Source organism: Treponema sp. Marseille-Q4132 (assembly GCF_014334835.1).
GTDB classification, from domain to species: domain Bacteria; phylum Spirochaetota; class Spirochaetia; order Treponematales; family Treponemataceae; genus Treponema_D; species Treponema_D paredis.
On the sequence record NZ_CP060591.1, the window covers coordinates 2318988 to 2335162 of the forward strand.

Annotated in this window: 19 protein-coding genes; 18 read left to right on the top strand and 1 reads right to left on the bottom strand. The window is 37.3% G+C overall.

The window, feature by feature from the left end:
• Positions 1-91 precede the first annotated feature (91 nt).
• The 18 genes from H9I35_RS10570 to H9I35_RS10655 all read left to right on the top strand — a co-directional run bounded on the left by H9I35_RS10570 (position 92) and on the right by H9I35_RS10655 (position 15047).
• The gene (locus H9I35_RS10570) at positions 92-1228 is read left to right on the top strand and encodes an Mbeg1-like protein (RefSeq protein WP_187419342.1); all 1137 of its coding nucleotides are present in this window, start codon (positions 92-94) and stop codon (positions 1226-1228) included.
• A gap of 46 nt (positions 1229-1274) precedes the next feature.
• Positions 1275-4364: an endopeptidase La gene (lon, locus tag H9I35_RS10575; RefSeq protein ID WP_187419343.1), complete on the top strand. Its 3090-nt coding sequence runs from the start codon at positions 1275-1277 to the stop codon at positions 4362-4364.
• 94 nt (positions 4365-4458) lie between these two features.
• Entirely contained in the window at positions 4459-5064 is a 606-nt protein-coding gene (locus H9I35_RS10580; protein WP_187419344.1) for a hypothetical protein, read from the top strand.
• Positions 5065-5247: 183 nt separating this feature from the next.
• Positions 5248-5514: a DUF7336 domain-containing protein gene (locus H9I35_RS10585; protein WP_187419345.1), complete on the top strand. Its 267-nt coding sequence runs from the start codon at positions 5248-5250 to the stop codon at positions 5512-5514.
• Between the two features lie 113 nt (positions 5515-5627).
• Entirely contained in the window at positions 5628-5954 is a 327-nt protein-coding gene (locus H9I35_RS10590) for a hypothetical protein (RefSeq protein WP_252722652.1), read from the top strand.
• A 439-nt stretch (positions 5955-6393) separates the two neighbouring features.
• A complete protein-coding gene (locus H9I35_RS10595; RefSeq protein WP_187419346.1) occupies positions 6394-6675 on the top strand; it encodes a type II toxin-antitoxin system RelE/ParE family toxin in 282 nt (93 codons plus the stop codon).
• Positions 6676-6687: 12 nt separating this feature from the next.
• A complete protein-coding gene (locus tag H9I35_RS10600) occupies positions 6688-6987 on the top strand; it encodes a HigA family addiction module antitoxin (RefSeq protein WP_187419347.1) in 300 nt (99 codons plus the stop codon).
• A 95-nt stretch (positions 6988-7082) separates the two neighbouring features.
• Positions 7083-8117, top strand: a complete 1035-nt coding sequence (locus tag H9I35_RS10605) for a S66 family peptidase (protein WP_187419348.1) — start codon at positions 7083-7085, stop codon at positions 8115-8117.
• A gap of 40 nt (positions 8118-8157) precedes the next feature.
• Complete coding sequence (locus H9I35_RS10610) at positions 8158-8670, top strand: HD domain-containing protein (RefSeq protein WP_187419349.1); 513 nt, start codon at positions 8158-8160, stop codon at positions 8668-8670.
• Positions 8671-8713: 43 nt separating this feature from the next.
• The gene (locus H9I35_RS10615) at positions 8714-9541 is read left to right on the top strand and encodes a hypothetical protein (RefSeq protein ID WP_187419350.1); all 828 of its coding nucleotides are present in this window, start codon (positions 8714-8716) and stop codon (positions 9539-9541) included.
• Between the two features lie 230 nt (positions 9542-9771).
• Positions 9772-10128 (top strand): type II toxin-antitoxin system RelE/ParE family toxin, encoded by a 357-nt coding sequence (locus tag H9I35_RS10620; protein ID WP_187419351.1) that lies wholly within the window; start codon positions 9772-9774, stop codon positions 10126-10128.
• A complete protein-coding gene (locus tag H9I35_RS10625) occupies positions 10125-10406 on the top strand; it encodes a helix-turn-helix domain-containing protein (protein WP_187419352.1) in 282 nt (93 codons plus the stop codon). Before H9I35_RS10620 ends, H9I35_RS10625 begins: the two co-directional genes overlap by 4 nt.
• Before the next feature lie 117 nt (positions 10407-10523).
• Positions 10524-10943, top strand: a complete 420-nt coding sequence (locus tag H9I35_RS10630) for a WapI family immunity protein (protein WP_187419353.1) — start codon at positions 10524-10526, stop codon at positions 10941-10943.
• Between the two features lie 120 nt (positions 10944-11063).
• Positions 11064-11597: a hypothetical protein gene (locus H9I35_RS10635; protein ID WP_187419354.1), complete on the top strand. Its 534-nt coding sequence runs from the start codon at positions 11064-11066 to the stop codon at positions 11595-11597.
• A gap of 97 nt (positions 11598-11694) precedes the next feature.
• Positions 11695-12678 (top strand): SH3 domain-containing protein, encoded by a 984-nt coding sequence (locus H9I35_RS10640; RefSeq protein WP_187419355.1) that lies wholly within the window; start codon positions 11695-11697, stop codon positions 12676-12678.
• A gap of 199 nt (positions 12679-12877) precedes the next feature.
• The gene (locus H9I35_RS10645; RefSeq protein ID WP_187419356.1) at positions 12878-13402 is read left to right on the top strand and encodes a DUF1697 domain-containing protein; all 525 of its coding nucleotides are present in this window, start codon (positions 12878-12880) and stop codon (positions 13400-13402) included.
• A gap of 102 nt (positions 13403-13504) precedes the next feature.
• Positions 13505-14146 (top strand): transglycosylase domain-containing protein, encoded by a 642-nt coding sequence (locus H9I35_RS10650; RefSeq protein WP_187419357.1) that lies wholly within the window; start codon positions 13505-13507, stop codon positions 14144-14146.
• Between the two features lie 31 nt (positions 14147-14177).
• Positions 14178-15047, top strand: coding sequence for a hypothetical protein (locus H9I35_RS10655; RefSeq protein WP_187419358.1), 870 nt, complete (start codon positions 14178-14180; stop codon positions 15045-15047).
• A gap of 103 nt (positions 15048-15150) precedes the next feature.
• Here H9I35_RS10655 and H9I35_RS10660 read toward each other — a convergent pair whose 3' ends face one another.
• Positions 15151-16056 (bottom strand): alpha/beta hydrolase, encoded by a 906-nt coding sequence (locus H9I35_RS10660; protein WP_187419359.1) that lies wholly within the window; start codon positions 16054-16056, stop codon positions 15151-15153.
• Between the last annotated feature and the right edge of the window lie 119 nt (positions 16057-16175).

Here is a 16175-nt window from a genome sequence, read left to right on the forward strand (position 1 = left end):
GATTTTCCCCGACGGGAATCTGTTATAAATATAACAACCGAATTGTATCATAAGATATAATTTTCTGCTATATTATAATCAGCGAGGTTGTATGGCAAATATTATCGACTACATTGCGTGGCGCGGCGACTTGCCGTTTTCCGTCGTTCCGTTCAACGATATCGATTCCCTCATCCTGTGTCAGATTTCATATCTCGATTTCGGCGGCATTGTAAGTGAAAGTTTTAAAGAATGCGTAACGCTGAAGGATGCAGCCGAACGGTTTCGAAGCGCGAAAGATTTTTCGGCGCGGCGCAAAGTCGGCGCCATGATCAATTCGCTCACGGCGGATCTTTTGTTCGCCGCCGCTTTTTCGCGGCGTTTCGGGGATGTAAAAGTTTGCGGCTATACGACGCGCTTTGATCCGAAAAAAGAAGAGCAGTTTTCCGCCATGACTTTTTTGACCGGCGATAAACACGCCTTTGCCGTATTCCGCGGCACCGACGATACTATAATCGGCTGGAAAGAGGATTTCAATATGGGCGTACTCGAAACGGTGCCTTCGCAAATCGATGCCCTTCGCTATTTGACCGAAGCGATGAAATCGATACGCACTCGCTTTCGTACAGGCGGGCACTCGAAAGGCGGAAATCTTTCAATCTATGCCGCGGCAAACATCGATCCTAAATTCAAAAAACGCATTTCCTGCGTGTACAATAACGACGGCCCCGGCTTCCGCGAAGAGACCGTCGCGTCTCCCTGCTTCCGCGAACTCGCTCCGAAAATCCGTTCGTTTTATCCGCAGCTTTCCATCGTCGGCATGCTCTTTTCGCACGCAGGCTCGTACTCCGTCGTCGAAAGCGAGCAGTCGGGCATTATGCAGCATGATCCGTTTTCGTGGCATTTGACGAAAGACGGCTTCGTTTCGCTTTCGGGATTCGATCCTGCAAGTAAATGGTTTCACGATACGTTCAACGCGTGGTTCCTCGAATTGACCGATGCCGAGCGCTCGCGTTTTGTCACTACGCTTTTTAAAGTGCTTGAGGCGACCGATGCAAAGACGAATTCGGAACTCGAAAAAAATTGGTGGCAGAATTCGGCAAAGATCGTCGGTGCATTTGCAAAGCTCGACGGCCCGTCGCGCGACAACGTCATCAAAGCGGTGCAGCTGCTTTTCCAAATCGGACACAGGCATTGGACGCAGGTACAATTTTTACCCTCAGGCGATTCGAAGAAAAATCGCAGGTAAAATCTCTGACGTAGACTATTTCATATTTAGGGAGTATATTTATTCTATGGCAAAGAAAGATATTGACAATAACGATTTAAACGTATCGATTTCACAAGCTGAACTGGATAAGGCGCTTAACAAGGCGAAAGCGGCTTCCGAAACGGATAAAGCTGCCGACAAAAAAATTGCAAAAAAGCCGTCGTCGACAAAGGAGATCCTTCCTGCCGATCAGGCGCTTCCGGTAAAGCTTTTGCTCATTCCGCTGCAGGGGCGTCCGATTTTCCCGGGCATTTTTACGCCTCTTATGATAAGCTCTTCCGACGATACGAAAGTGATCGAAGAAGTGTGCTCTGGCGACGGCTATATCGGTATCGTCATGCTGAAAAACGAAACGGAAAATCCGTCGGTGTCCGATCTGTACGAAGTCGGTACGATCGCGCGGATTATTAAAAAAATCAATTTACCCGACGGCGGGCTCAACGTATTTATTTCGACGCTCAAACGCTTCCGCATTCGAAAAGCGCTGCACGCCACGACGCCGATGGCGGCTGCAGTCGATTACCTCGACGACGAAGAAGACGATACGTTTGAAGTGAAAGCGCTCACGCGCGCGCTGTTGAGTGAAATGAAAGAAGTGTCCGAAAACAATCCGCTCTTTTCCGAAGAGATGCGATTGAACATGGTGAACATCGATCATCCCGGAAAGATTGCGGATTTTATCGCGTCCATTCTCAATATCGATAAAGCCGATCAGCAAAAAGTGCTCGAAACGGTAAACGTGCGCCGGCGCATGGAGCAAGTGCTCATCTATATTAAAAAAGAGCAGGAGCTTTTGCGCGTTCAGAAAAAAATTCAAAACGAACTCAACGAACGGGTCGAAAAAAATCAGCGCGAATATTTTCTCCGTGAAGAACTGAAATCGATTCAGGAAGAGCTCGGCACAGACGCCGAAGGCAATGCGACCGATTATCAAAAATTTAAAAAGAAAGCCGAGGAATTCCATTTCGAAGGCGAAATCAAAGAAACCGTCGAAAACGAACTTGAAAAATTCAATCTCATGGATCCGAATTCCGCCGAATATATCGGTACGCGGAATTTTCTTGAACTTGTCACGCAGCTTCCGTGGAACGATAAGCCTGAAGAAAATTACAGTCTCGACGAAGCGAAAAAAATTCTCGAGCGCGATCACTTCGGTCTCGACGACGTAAAAAAACGCATCATGGAATTTTTGTCGGTGCGAAAACTCAAGCAGGATGCGAAGGGCAGTATAGTGCTGCTCGTCGGTCCCCCCGGTGTCGGCAAAACGAGTATCGGGCATTCGGTTGCGGATGCGATGCATAAACCCTTCTATCGATTTTCCGTCGGCGGTCTTCGCGATGAAGCTGAGATCAAAGGACACCGCAGAACTTATATCGGCGCGCTGCCCGGAAAAATCATCCAGGGCTTGCGTACGACGAAAACCCGCGCTCCCGTTTTTATGATCGACGAAATCGACAAAATGGGGCAAAGCTATCAGGGTGATCCCGCGAGTGCACTGCTTGAAGTGCTCGATCCCGAACAGAATGTCGGCTTCCGCGACAACTATCTCGATTTGCCGTTCGATATCTCCGACATATTTTTTATCCTCACCGCGAACACGCTCGATTCGATCCCCGAACCGCTGCTCGACCGTGCCGAAGTCATTCAGTTGCCGGGCTACATCGATCAGGAAAAAATCGAAATTGCAAAGCGCTATCTTATTCCGAAAAATCTTAATAAAAACGGACTTGAAAAAAATCAAGTGCAGTATACGAAAGAAGCTCTTTTGATGATTGCCGAAGAGTATGCGCGTGAAGCCGGAGTGCGCAATTACGAAAAGAGCGTCGATAAAATCCACCGCAAAATCGTCACCGAGCTCATGAACGAAGCGGAGAAAAAAGCGGAAGAAGCTGCGGCAAAAAAGAAAAAAGAAAAAGACGCCGAACTCGCTGCAAAAAAAGCGCAGGGCGAGCGCGTACTCTCGCAGTCGGAAATAGACAAACTCGTCAAAGCGAACCGCGATTTGACGCAGCGGGAAATCGATTCGCTTGTGGAATCCCGCTGGAAGCTTTCGCAGGATGACATCGATCTGCTCGTAAAGAAAAATAAAAACCTCACGCAGACCGAAGTCGATAAGCTTGTTTCGGCAAAGCGCGAAAGCGAAAAAGTTTCCGCCGCCGATTTTGTCGATAAAACGAAAAAGTATACGATCGATGCGAAAGCTCTCGACAAATACCTCGGTAAACCCGTCTTCGACGAAAGCGAAATCAAAAAAGCGGATGTCGCGGGTACGGCCATCGGTTTGGCGTGGACGAGTATGGGTGGCGACACGCTGCTCATCGAAAGCATCGCGTATCCGAGTGCAAAGGGCGGACTGCAGCTTACCGGACGGATGGGCGATGTGATGAAAGAGAGTGCGCAGATCGCGATTAACTGGGTAAAAGAGCAAGTGCTTTCGAAAAAGATAAAAGACGAAGAATGGTTTGAAAAGAATTTGATACACTTGCATATTCCCGAAGGCGCGGTCAAAAAAGACGGACCGTCTGCCGGCATTACGATGGCGACGGCGTTTATGTCGCTGCTCACCGGAAACGTTATAAAGGCACGACTTGCAATGACGGGAGAACTTTCGCTTACGGGGCAGGTTTTGCCGATCGGCGGGCTTCGTGAAAAAACGGTCGCGGCGCGTCGAAACGGAATCAAAACGATTTTGATTCCGAAAGCGAACGTGCGCGATCTCTCCGATATTCCCGATCACGTAAAAGCGGGCATTACGTTTATACCCGTAACTCGCGCCGAAGAAGTCATGCAGCATGCATTTGCGGAAAACGGGAAAACGGCATCGCTTTCCGAGACGAAGAGCGTCAAAAAGATCGCGGTGAAAAAAAGCGCGACGAAAGAGAGCGCTCAGGTGAGACGCGCGGCAAAAAGCGGTCCGATCAAAACGGCAGAGAAAAAATCCGCGAGAGACGCTGACGGTGGAAAATCGTCGGCGGCAAAAAAGGAAACCGCGCGACACGAAAAATCCGTTGCTAAAAAGAGCGGGGTGAAATCGTCCGCTTCGAAAAAGAGCGAGGTGAAAGCGAAAAAGCCCGCCGTAAAAAAAGACACGGGAAAATCGCGCAAAGGAAAATAAAGCTTGCCGTTCGTGCGGGTGTTCGAACGACACCCGTCGCGGCGTGCGGCGCACGCGGTACTTGCGGAGTGCGGTGCCGCAAGGGCGATAGAAAATGGTTTATAAAATCAATCTTGAAAAAAAGAAAGAATTTGAAAGTTTTTATTTTCGCCAAGGGGTGAAACTGTTTTTTCCCATCCTTATTTCCGTAGCAATTTTTATGGGGGTAAGGATGGGATTTATATTAACAGACGGATTTGAAACGATACGACCTTTCGATATTTACATAGTTCTTTTTTCATGTTTATTTCTTTTTATTATATTTTTCATTTCTGCATTTATTGGAACTAAAATAGCTTCATCGAAGCTGGAAATATGGGAATTATCCATACGGGAAAATTATGCCATTTTAAAAAATTCAATAGCTGTCGTTGCGATAAATTTCGCGGATTTAAAAAAATATAAAGAAAACGCTGATTCTATAACTTTTTATTTCAGGGGGATAAGACGTTTTTATATAAATTGGAATTGTTTTCATGATTCTGAAAATTTGAAAGCGGAATTGGAAAACATTGCACATAGAATCGGAACTTTTAAGCGAGAGACGGTCTCTGTTGAAACACCGAAAACGAGCGTAAAGTTCAAATCAAAATTTAAGTGGATTTTTTATATTATTTTAGCAATGGGTTTAATTATCAAAATTGTTGTTAAATTCTTATAAAAATGAATTGACCTTAGAAGTGATAAAGAGGCGCTTATATGCGGCGTTTGAACCGCTTCGAGTGCAGCCCTTTTTTTGAGAATGTATTTCCGTGACTTTTACCTGATTTTGCATATACGTCAGCTATACGGATGCCTGCACCGGTGAGCAAGAATGAAGAATAGAATTTATTAAAGAGCCAAAATGATATTATATATAGTTGGACATTTGCATATCCTTTACGATGATGTTGAAGATATAAAATTCTTAGGGATTTTCTCTACAAAAGAAAAAGCGAAAAAAGCAATACAGATGTTGTCAAAACAACCGGGCTTCAAAGATTTTCCTAAAATAATTGATGACAATGATATTGAAACCGATGTTATTCAAGGATTTTATATTACTAAAGTTGTTGTTGATGAAATTGCTGAGTGGAAAGAAGGTTTTACTACTGTCAAGTGGAAAGAATAAAAAGCGTTAATTCAGCAGGTCGCGCTTACTGAATTAATGAACTTGATAATAAAACTTTTAGAGCATATCTTGAATATGTTGACAGATTCAAGCGCTTGTTTTATATTAGCGTTATGAAGTTCACTGTAGAAAAACTTCCCCAAGCAAAAGCTGAGATGGAATATGTATATGTAAAAGATTCGGAAGGATATGTTTTTAAGAAACGGAAAGCAGAAGTCACTTCTGATGAAAAAATTATTTCTGCAAAGGAATATATGAAAACATCCGGGCTTGCTGCTTATGAAAAAGAATTTGGACATGGCGGTGCAAGAGAAAATGCCGGAAGAAAACAGAAATTCGGCTCTCCGCTAAAGTTTCAAATCCGTGTAACGCAGGAAGAAAAAGATTTTATCACTTATGCAAGAAAACATCATATAAACTATACTGCAATGATGAAATAAATAACACTTGACACAGCTTGCAAAGCAGACATTTTTGCCTGCACAAAAAGGCGGTTTAAAACGATGTTATGCTCACACGCCGATGGCGTGGTAATTTTAAGAAGTTATGAATAAAAAATATCTAGCAATGAATATATTATTGATACTTTCACTTTGTATACCAATAGTTTCATTGTTTTTAGTTTATGAAGTTTTTGATTTTCAAGGAATATATACAGGCTTTTATGTATATGTATGTATTAGTATCTTATATATTCTATTTTTACTTATTTCAGGATTTTCAATTTTAAAAAGTAAATATCAATTAATGAATAAGATTATTTATACGATTATTATAGTTGGATATATTATATTTACGTTTTATTTAATTGATATACAAATTCCTTAATAAGGATGTATAGCTACTTGACAGATATATCTTAACAGCAGATAATATATTATGATTAAATCATTTGCAGATCCAGAAACAGAAAAAATCTGGAAAGGCAGTAAATCACCCAAGCTCCCGCCTGAAATACATAAGAGAGCATTTACCAAATTATTGATAATTAATTCAGCGGAAAAAGAAGATGATTTAAGGATACCGCCAGGAAATAAATTCGAGCATCTTCTCGGAGATTTAAAAGATTATTGTTCTATAAAAATAAATAATCAAAGGAGAATACAGTTTAAGTTTTTAAATAACGAAGCTTATGAAGTACAGATTGTGGATTACCACTAAATGGAGGGTGTTATGGATAAAAGATTTAAATTACCAACAGTTGGTGAAATTTTAGTAAAAGAGTTTCTTGAACCTTTACATATTACTCCGTATAGACTTTCAAAAGATTTAGGTGTTTCTTCCAGTTCAATTTTGGATTTAGTTCACGGAAAAAGAAAAATAACGGTCGAAATGTCTTTAAGATTTTCTAAATATTTTGGAACGACTTCTAAGTTCTGGCTTAATATGCAGAATGAATTGGATTTAAGAGAAGCAGAGGTAAAACTCGTAAATGATTTAGAGAAAATTCAAAAGTGTAAGCAGATAGCATAACACAGTTTTCAAAGCCGACAACGTAAGTCTTTGCTTGCGTTGCGGTTTAAAACAATGTTATGCAATCGTCCCCACTAGGACGCCAGAGGTAAAAATTGATAAAAAAGATAGCAATAATAAGTCTTTCAAGCGGAATTCTCGGAGAATCGTTTGTTCAACATGAAGTAAAGATTGGAATGAAAAGGCTCCATGATTACGGTCTTGAAGTCATTACTACTGAAAATGCTTTAAAAGGAATGACATATTTGTCCGAGCACCCTGAATCAAGGGCTGCCGATTTATTAACGGCCTTGAGAGATAAATCCGTAGATATGATTTTATGTGCGATAGGCGGAGATGATACATACCGCCTTTTACCCTATCTTTTTGAAAACGATGAGCTGAAAAAGGCTGTCAAAGATAATAAAAAAATATTTTTAGGCTATTCGGATACGACCGTAAATCATTTTATGCTGCATAAAGCGGGCTTACATACTTTTTACGGTCAGGCCTTTCTTCCCGATATTTGTGAGCTTGATAATGAGATGCTTCCGTATACGCGTAAGTATTTTGAAGAATTGATTCGCACCGGAACGATAAGGGAAATACGGCCGAGTGAATATTGGTATGAAGAAAGAAAATCATTCGATGAATCTCAAATCGGTGTTCCCAAAAACAAACATAAAAATTCGGGCTTTGAACTTTTACAAGGCAGTGCTGCATTTAACGGGCAAATCTTAGGCGGCTGCATAGAATCCGTTTATGATATGCTTGATAATTCCCGATATTCCGACACTGTGGATTTGTGTACAAAATATAATTTATTTCCGACCCTCGACGATTGGACGAATAAAATTCTGCTTCTTGAATCGAGTGAAGAGAAAGCTCCTCCTGAGCTATATAAAAAAATGCTGATAAAACTGAAAGAAACAGGTATCTTTTCCGTAATAAAGGGAATTATCGTCGGAAAACCTATGGATGAAGTTTATTATAACGATTATAAAAAAATGCTGATTGAAACAGCAGAAGATTCAAATCTGCCGATTGTGTACAATGTGAACATAGGACATTCGTCTCCCAAATGTATTATTCCTTTTGGCGTAACGGCTTTCGTCGATACACGAGGGCAGGTAATCAGATTTGAGGAATAGTATATAACATGCTGAAAAACAGCAAGGGGAAAATCATAGAATGAATTCATCCGAAAAACGGAAATTAATTATTAATAAAATCAATTACTGTGAAAAGAACGGCAGATTTTCACTTGAAAAAGAATTTATTCAGCATGGTAATTTTTCAGTTTATAGGCACAGCATTAGTGTTGCAATTTTGAGTTTGAATATTGCAAGTAAATTTAATCTCCGAGTTGACTATGATAGTTTAGTTCGGGGCGCACTGCTGCATGATTATTTTCTATATGATTGGCATACACATAAAAGTTTTCCTTGTGCTCATGGATTTGCACATCCGTTTATTGCCTTGAAAAATGCGAAAGAAGATTTTTCCCTTACCGATTGTGAAAAAGATATAATAGTGCATCATATGTTTCCTTTGGTTCCGTTGCCGCCGCTCACACCGGAAGGTTGGATAGTGTGTATTTCAGACAAGATTTGTGCCTGCTATGAAACTGTCTATGCAATAGGAATAGCTTTGAAAAGAATGGTATATTTGATTTATTTACAAACAAAAAGGCTGGCGGTTTAGACCGATCTTGAACGGATTCGCCGACGAGGCACTTGAGGGAAATATGAAAAAATATTTATTAATAATATTTGCATTCTCGTTATTATTGATCGGTTGCAGTAAAAATACGGAACAACTATATGAAAAAATGATGAGTGTTTCCAAAGACAGTAAACAAAAGATTTATTTGTCATTTTCCGAAGTAAATGGAAGTTCCGGAAATAAGTATTATGATAAGATTATTAATTTAAAGGAAATAAATATCGATTATCTATATAAGCAGGCCATGACATGCGAGAAAACAAATTTTGTTTTTGAACTTATGAATTATGAATTGGCAACAGGCGATATTGCTTTAAGCATATTATGGGATAAGTATCAATTTGACAATGAGGATATAAACAAATTATTTCCGGAAAATATTGCAACGGAATATAAAAAGAACGGCAGCATCATATTATATAAATGGATACAAAAAGAGAAAAAAAACAGAATATATATAGTAAATAAGACTTTTGAATTATTGCAAGAAAAAGAAATGATTAATAAAGAAGTGGATATTGAATCAATAAAAAAACTTGTAAATTATAAATATACAAAGGCCGGAAATTATATAGTAACATGTGAATTTCTAAGGAACGGACCTACGGTAGCGGGAATTGCCTGGCCGAAATATTATTTATGGATAAGCATTTTTAATCCGGATACCTATGATTTAGCGGCAGACGGTGCAATAAGACTTGCACTTCTTGGATATGAAGAAGCGACTCGAAAAGTGGATATAACCGATTATGTATGCTTTAATAATGAAAAACAAAACAAGGAAGATTTTACACGGGTATTTCCGCAAGCTGTTTGTGAAAAAATTTTTTATAGAAATAATATAAAATAGAAAAGTATAACAAAGATTTGTAATCGATATGCGGAAAAGCCGGCTCGTGGTACAACCGGTTGTTATGTGATGACGCACTGCGCCTCTTATTTATTAATAAGGTAAATCTTTCGACATATTTTCGTTAACCATTTTTTATCAGCTCATGTGCCGTAATAGAAATCCCGTCAATTCAATCTTAGCTGTTTTTTTTACTTGACTTAGTGTATCAAATATGGTACATTTCGTGTGTGGAAATACAAAAGAAATTACAGGCAGATTTCTTCAAAACAGAAAATGGAAATGAACCTGTAAGGAATTTTCTGAAAGTATTATCTTCCGAAGATAAAAAATCTGTTGGTGCTGATATTATGGCTATAGAAATGTCTTGGCCTGTAGGTTATCCGAAAGTAAGAAAAATGGATACGGATTTATGGGAATTAAGAACATCTATTTCAGACAAGAGAATTTGCAGAATTTTTTTTACAGTAAGCGGAAAAAAGATGGTTTTACTTCATGCAATAATTAAAAAGAGTCAAAAGACTCCACTGGAAGATTTAGAATTGGCAAAGACCCGAAAGAAGTTAGTTTTAGGAGGAAAAAAATGAATAAGAAATATGTCGGAAGTTCTTTTGACAGTTTTCTTGAAGAAGAAAATATAGCAGTAGAAGTAAAGAATGAAGCCGTCAAACGATTGATTTCATATAATCTCCTCGATGAAATGAAGAAACAGAATATTAATAAAACAGAAATGGCAAATAAAATGAATACATCCAGAGCTGCTCTGGACAGACTTTTGAATCCATATAATGATTCAGTAACTCTTTCTACTTTGACAAAAGCAGCAAATATTCTTGGAAAGAAATTAGTGCTGCAATTGCAATAAAATATTATCACATAACACGGTTTTCAAAGCTGATATGCGGGCAAGCCGGTTTGCGGTTTAGAACGATCTTGAACGGACGCGCCGACGGCGCACTGGGCTGGTTGGAAAGGATAAAAAATGACTTCAAATAAAGAAGCAACAATTTCAACGATGGAAAATCGATTATCTTTATCTTCTTTCGTACGTTATCCTGATGATTCATCTGTAAAATTTTGTATAAATGCACGTTCTCATTTTTTTGAAATAAAGGATTTCGAATTCTATTCAGATATAAGTTTATTTAATAATTTTCTTAACGGAGTTAAAAAAGTATATAAAAATGAAGAAAAATCTATAGAGCTATCTCCGAGTTTTGAAGATGGATTAATAAAAATAATTGCAGACGACTTAGGACATATAAGAATTGTTTGCGAGGTATACGATTATAATATTTATAAAGAAACCTGTAGAATAAGTTTTGAAGTTGACCAAACATTTCTTCCGAATTTTATCAAAGAATTAGAAGAAATATATTTGGAACTGGGATTCCGGATATAGATATTTAAGAAACATAAGGAATATTAATTCGGTAGGCCAAGGTTGCTGAAAAAATGAATTGAACTTTAGGACTAGGACGAAGAAGCAATTGTATATATACTTTAGCAGATAAGGAAATAAATGAAAGTAATCAGCGATATAAGAATTTATAAAAGTAAAGTTGAAAATATTGAAGGCAATTCATTACCATCGGAGTTTAAGGCAACCAAAATACTTAATGCTAAAATCAAAAGAATTGTAATGGCTCTTCGTGAAAATAATTTTTCATTTGGAGATTTTGATCATTTATATATTAATTTCACGATCTGTAATGTCGAAAATGAGATTTCTCGGGCAAAACGAAAGATAGATAAATATCATCCATGGTTCAGATATTATGATGTCCGGGTTTCTGAAGAGATGTATAAAAATACCGATGAAGATTTTGTAATATCAATAATTCAAAAAATATTAACCGAAAATTTTTCTTCAAACGCTTTTCCAAAAGTGAAAATATATGATTCAGATAATAAAGTAATTCTGGAAAAAGAATTACCGGAAACAAATAATTTAGATAGTTTCGATTCTTTGATTTTATCAAATAGAAAACTAACTATAAAGCCTAAAAAGAATAGTTGTGAAAATATTAAAGATAACTATATAATAATTACATGATACGGTTTTCAAAGCCGACAACACGGGCAAACCGGTTTGCGATTCAAATGCAAGTTATACGGACATCCGTACAGGGGCGTTTAGGAGGAAATTAAAAATGAAACGATTTTTTTCAATATGTCTATTGGTATTTTTTACTTTTCGGTTTTATGCCGATGATTTTCAATTGGAATTGGATAACAGACAATATTTTGGAACCGTCGCCAAAACAACAATTAATGATGACAATCTAAACATAAGATTAAAACCCTCTGTAGCATCATTAAAAATCGGAAAATTAAAAAAAGGTGATACGGTTACGGTAAAAGGCTATTCAGATAAGAGAGAGAGAATCGATAATTTCGATGGGTATTGGTTGAAAATCCAAGTTGAAAAAAATGATATTATAAAAGATTATGCTTCCGATAATTTTGGATGGTATGGCTGGGTTTTTTCAAAATATGTCAATATCGATCCGAAAATCGATGTAAGTACTTTTCGTGTTCTCAAAGTAAATTCGGCAACTAAATCAACAACTTTATCACTGGATTTGGAAATCGATAGAAACGGTCAAAAAACAATAGTGAAAGTATATCCGCGTAAATTTCCAAAGCAGGAATCATACTGTTTCGTTTGGTCTGATGATATTGAAGATTTTCAATATTCGGATCCTGTCGGAACTTTTAAATGGAATCCCAAAACGAATGAAATTACACATATTACCGATATGGGATATGATTGCGAATCGGCATGGTGTATTATTTCCGATGATGAAAAATACTTGTTCCAAGATTACGGCACAAGTCCGGGTGTTAGAGCCTTTGCCGTTTATGATATAAAAACAAATAAGGATTTGTACAGCGGCTCATATTTGGACGATTTGGAGTATGACGGAAAAACTGTCATCATCGTTGAAGAATGTGCTTGGTGGAATATTAACGAAAATAGAGTAACGGATGAATCTTTAAAAAGAAGCGAAGAATATAAAAAAACTTTAAACCCAAAAGATTTGGAATCTAAAACTATTGTCGTACGATATAAATTAGACTTGGATAATTTTAAAAGAGAATATTTAGATTGTACGACAGTGTATGAGCAATAATTTCGTATAATATGAGTTTCATAGCGGCAAGACGGTTAAGCCGGTTTGCGCTACTTATGTACGCGCCTTCGGCGGGCGAGGAAAAAAAATGAAAGTGATTAATGCTATGAGTAACTACGATTTTAATACGGATTTTCTGCAGATAAAAATCACTGAAAAAAACTATAGTATTTAGTAAGTATAATTAATAAGGGATATTATGGATTATATAGCATTGCTCAGGGGTATCAATGTCGGAAACTCGGTAAAAATCAACATGAAAGAATTAAAAACATTGTTTGAGCAATGCGGTTTTTCAAACGTTTCAACATATATCAACTCCGGAAATGTCATTTTTAAATCAAAAGACAAGAAAAACAGTATCACCGAAAATATTCAAAAAGCATTACATATAACGACCGGGAATGAAGTAAAAGTTTTGGTAAAGACAAAAAGTGAAATGGTAAAAATAGCAAACAGCATCCCCGGTGATTGGCAAAATAATGATGATCAAAAGACCGATGTAGCGTATTTATTTGAATCGATAGATAATGAAAACATAATAAATGAATTGCCGATAAAAAAGGAATATATACAATTACTATATGTTAAGGGGGCGTTAATCTGGAATGTTCGACGGGAATATTATAATAAAAGCCATTTAAATAAAATAATATCGCATAAAGTATATAAAGATATGACAATACGAAATGTTAATACGGCTCGATATCTTGCAAAGTGCTGATAAAAAAATTACCTAATACCCGCTTCAACCTGACATTGCTTTGCAATGCAGGTTAAGCGAGTGCTGGATTGACACGCACTGCGGTGCAAGGGAAGAAAAAGAATGAAGTTGGCCGTAAGTAAAAAAAACATAAAATCTTTAATTATAAAAATATTTCTTTCTTTACTTTTATTTATGTTATTGTGTTCTTTGTGTGCATATATTTTTTTAAATATATATATTAATAAGAAAGGTATAAAAATAAAGTATGAAAATATAAAAAACGAAACTGCAATTGAACTGACTGAAAAGCAAATGGAGATCGTAAGTTATATTTACACGAATAATAAAAATCCGAAATTAAAAAGACTTCCTTTAATTACGGATTTTGTTTTTTCAAAAAATAAAATGGCATATATAATGGCAACATTTTATTTTGAAAAGCATGATGAAAGAAATAAAAAAATTAGAACAACGGATCGGAGAATGGTAATTCTCGGAACTATGAGAGATATTGAAAAAAATATTAACTATAAAGATTGCTATAATTATGTAATTTCAAACAGCTATTTCGGAAACGGAATAATCGGACTTGCTGATGCATCTGAATTTTATTTTGATAAAGATTATAATTGTTTAAGTAATGAAGAATTTATAAAATTAATACTGACTGCAATAAATCCAAGCAGGTATAATATAAAACTTGGAAATAAAAGGATTATAGAAGAAAAAGTTAATGAGATTTCCAAGTATATAAATGAATGATACTGTACGGTGCACTATGGAGGATAAAAAAATGAAAGTAACGATAAATGAAAAAGTTGAAAAAAATAATTCGCTGGAAAAAATTTTATTAAAAATAAGTGAAATAAAAGATGATAAATATTTTGATTTGGTTTTTGAAAAAGATGAAAATAATTGGTTTCAAATTTTCAAAGAAAACGGATATATTTCAATATCACAACAAGAAAATTTTCAAAATAAGATTTTATATAAATTACCGGAATCAATTGGAATTGAAAATTTAATTCAAAATTACTACGAAGCAGATAAAAAAATTGATTTAAATTGGGACGAAATAAAGAAACTAAATCAAAGTAAAACTGAAAAAATTAAATGGTATTATCAATCTAAAGATTATAAAATACATACTCTAAAAGATATTTCTAACTTCGAAGATAAATTCCATTCCGAAAGCGAATTAAAACAATTTTTCCAAGATAATATAATTTTAGGCTGTCGGAAAAAGAGCAATTTTATTGAAGTGATTTATGATGAGAAAAAACTTCGCGTAAGTATAAATAAAAAAGAAAAGTTTATCAGTTTTGAAAATTATAATGAACTGATAACATTGTTTAATAAGAATTATTCAAGTTTGCTGAAAATAAGAAATGACAAAAAAATATTAATATGGCCGTTTTACTTTTTACTTTTAATAATAATTTTCGTAAGTTTATTTTTGAATAAATATGAAATAGCTCTTTCATGTTTGCTATTGGTTTTTATAACTAATATTACTGATAATATAATAAATAAAAAGATCGATTTCAGATATCTCGAAACGATATATTACAAAGATAAGCCGTGTGAATATTTAATAATTTTATTTGGAAAAATCGTTCTTTGTATAATTATAGGTTATTTTACAATTAAAGGTATGATATAAATGAATACCTGACGCGATTTTCAAATCCGATAAACGCTTCAAGTTTACAGTGTGCGCATCGCGTTCTTGCGCGGGCGAGAAAGGCTTTTATTCGGCATATGTGCTAGTTCTGCAGCATGCCGTTTTCTTTTAACCACGACTCTATGTCTTCGTTCCAGCGTGTCTCTTTCATAAAAGCGCCCTCGAGCATGCCGAAGCCGTGTCCGCCCGTTTCGTATTGCACAAAGCGGCACGGTATGTTTTTAGCTTTGAGAGAGGCGTACAGGAGGCGGCTGTTTTCGAATTTTACGACGGGATCGTCGCGGCAGGCGAGGATGTATGTCGGCGGCATTGTCGGAGGGATTTGCTTTTCCATGGAAAAGCGTTCTTTTCGTTCTTCGCTCATATTTTTTCCGAGCAGACTTTTCCGCGACCACTTGTTTGCGATATCGTCGCGCATCGAAACGACGGGATAGATTGCCATAACGAAGTCGGGTCGCAGGCTTACTTTCACATCGATACCGAGCTTTGCAAGTTCGTTGCCGCGTTCGGCAAAGGCGCCCGCCATTGTCACTAAGTGTCCGCCTGCGGAAAAACCGATTGCGCCGACTCTGCCGGGATCGATGCCGTAGTCGCGTGCGTTTTCGCGCACGAGCTGGATCGCGCGCTGTATGTCTTCGAGCTGAGCGGGGTGATGAGAGCCGCCCTGTGCCACTCGGTAGCGCAGTACGAAAGTCGTAACGCCGAGCGCGTTGAAACGCTTTGCAGTACAGTGCCCTTCGTTATACATACCCAAGTGATGATAGCTTCCGCCGGGGCAAATGATGAGCGCGCTTCCGTTTGCGTTTTCGGGCTTGCTCATAAACATAACCGAATTGCAGCTTTTCATACTCCGTACGCCCTGCCATAAAAAAACGGCGCGGCGGGAAGCGGAGAGGGGAAGGGCGGCACAGACGATAAAGAGCGCTGCGAATACATATCGGCGCGAAACGGAAAAAAATCGGGTTGGGAACGCTGGTTTTTTATACATGGTAAAAACTTACCCTAATCCGGCGCTTCCGTCAATGATTGAAAAATGAAATAAAAACAAAAATAAAATTATTGCTTTTTTTTGTTTTTTCAGTATATTATATGTAATACTATGTCTTG

What these genes read in the sequence shown, in the direction of transcription:
- H9I35_RS10595 (WP_187419346.1), top strand. Translation starts at nt 6,394, where the DNA reads ATGATTAAATCATTTGCAGATCCAGAAACAGAAAAAATCTGGAAAGGC.
- lon (WP_187419343.1), top strand. Translation starts at nt 1,275, where the DNA reads ATGGCAAAGAAAGATATTGACAATAACGATTTAAACGTATCGATTTCA.
- H9I35_RS10580 (WP_187419344.1), top strand. Translation starts at nt 4,459, where the DNA reads ATGGTTTATAAAATCAATCTTGAAAAAAAGAAAGAATTTGAAAGTTTT.
- H9I35_RS10600 (WP_187419347.1), top strand. Translation starts at nt 6,688, where the DNA reads ATGGATAAAAGATTTAAATTACCAACAGTTGGTGAAATTTTAGTAAAA.
- H9I35_RS10645 (WP_187419356.1), top strand. Translation starts at nt 12,878, where the DNA reads ATGGATTATATAGCATTGCTCAGGGGTATCAATGTCGGAAACTCGGTA.
- H9I35_RS10570 (WP_187419342.1), top strand. Translation starts at nt 92, where the DNA reads ATGGCAAATATTATCGACTACATTGCGTGGCGCGGCGACTTGCCGTTT.
- H9I35_RS10640 (WP_187419355.1), top strand. Translation starts at nt 11,695, where the DNA reads ATGAAACGATTTTTTTCAATATGTCTATTGGTATTTTTTACTTTTCGG.
- H9I35_RS10655 (WP_187419358.1), top strand. Translation starts at nt 14,178, where the DNA reads ATGAAAGTAACGATAAATGAAAAAGTTGAAAAAAATAATTCGCTGGAA.
- H9I35_RS10625 (WP_187419352.1), top strand. Translation starts at nt 10,125, where the DNA reads ATGAATAAGAAATATGTCGGAAGTTCTTTTGACAGTTTTCTTGAAGAA.
- H9I35_RS10635 (WP_187419354.1), top strand. Translation starts at nt 11,064, where the DNA reads ATGAAAGTAATCAGCGATATAAGAATTTATAAAAGTAAAGTTGAAAAT.
- H9I35_RS10585 (WP_187419345.1), top strand. Translation starts at nt 5,248, where the DNA reads ATGATATTATATATAGTTGGACATTTGCATATCCTTTACGATGATGTT.
- H9I35_RS10660 (WP_187419359.1), bottom strand. Translation starts at nt 16,056, where the DNA reads ATGTATAAAAAACCAGCGTTCCCAACCCGATTTTTTTCCGTTTCGCGC.
- H9I35_RS10630 (WP_187419353.1), top strand. Translation starts at nt 10,524, where the DNA reads ATGACTTCAAATAAAGAAGCAACAATTTCAACGATGGAAAATCGATTA.
- H9I35_RS10590 (WP_252722652.1), top strand. Translation starts at nt 5,628, where the DNA reads ATGAAGTTCACTGTAGAAAAACTTCCCCAAGCAAAAGCTGAGATGGAA.
- H9I35_RS10610 (WP_187419349.1), top strand. Translation starts at nt 8,158, where the DNA reads ATGAATTCATCCGAAAAACGGAAATTAATTATTAATAAAATCAATTAC.
- H9I35_RS10650 (WP_187419357.1), top strand. Translation starts at nt 13,505, where the DNA reads ATGAAGTTGGCCGTAAGTAAAAAAAACATAAAATCTTTAATTATAAAA.
- H9I35_RS10615 (WP_187419350.1), top strand. Translation starts at nt 8,714, where the DNA reads ATGAAAAAATATTTATTAATAATATTTGCATTCTCGTTATTATTGATC.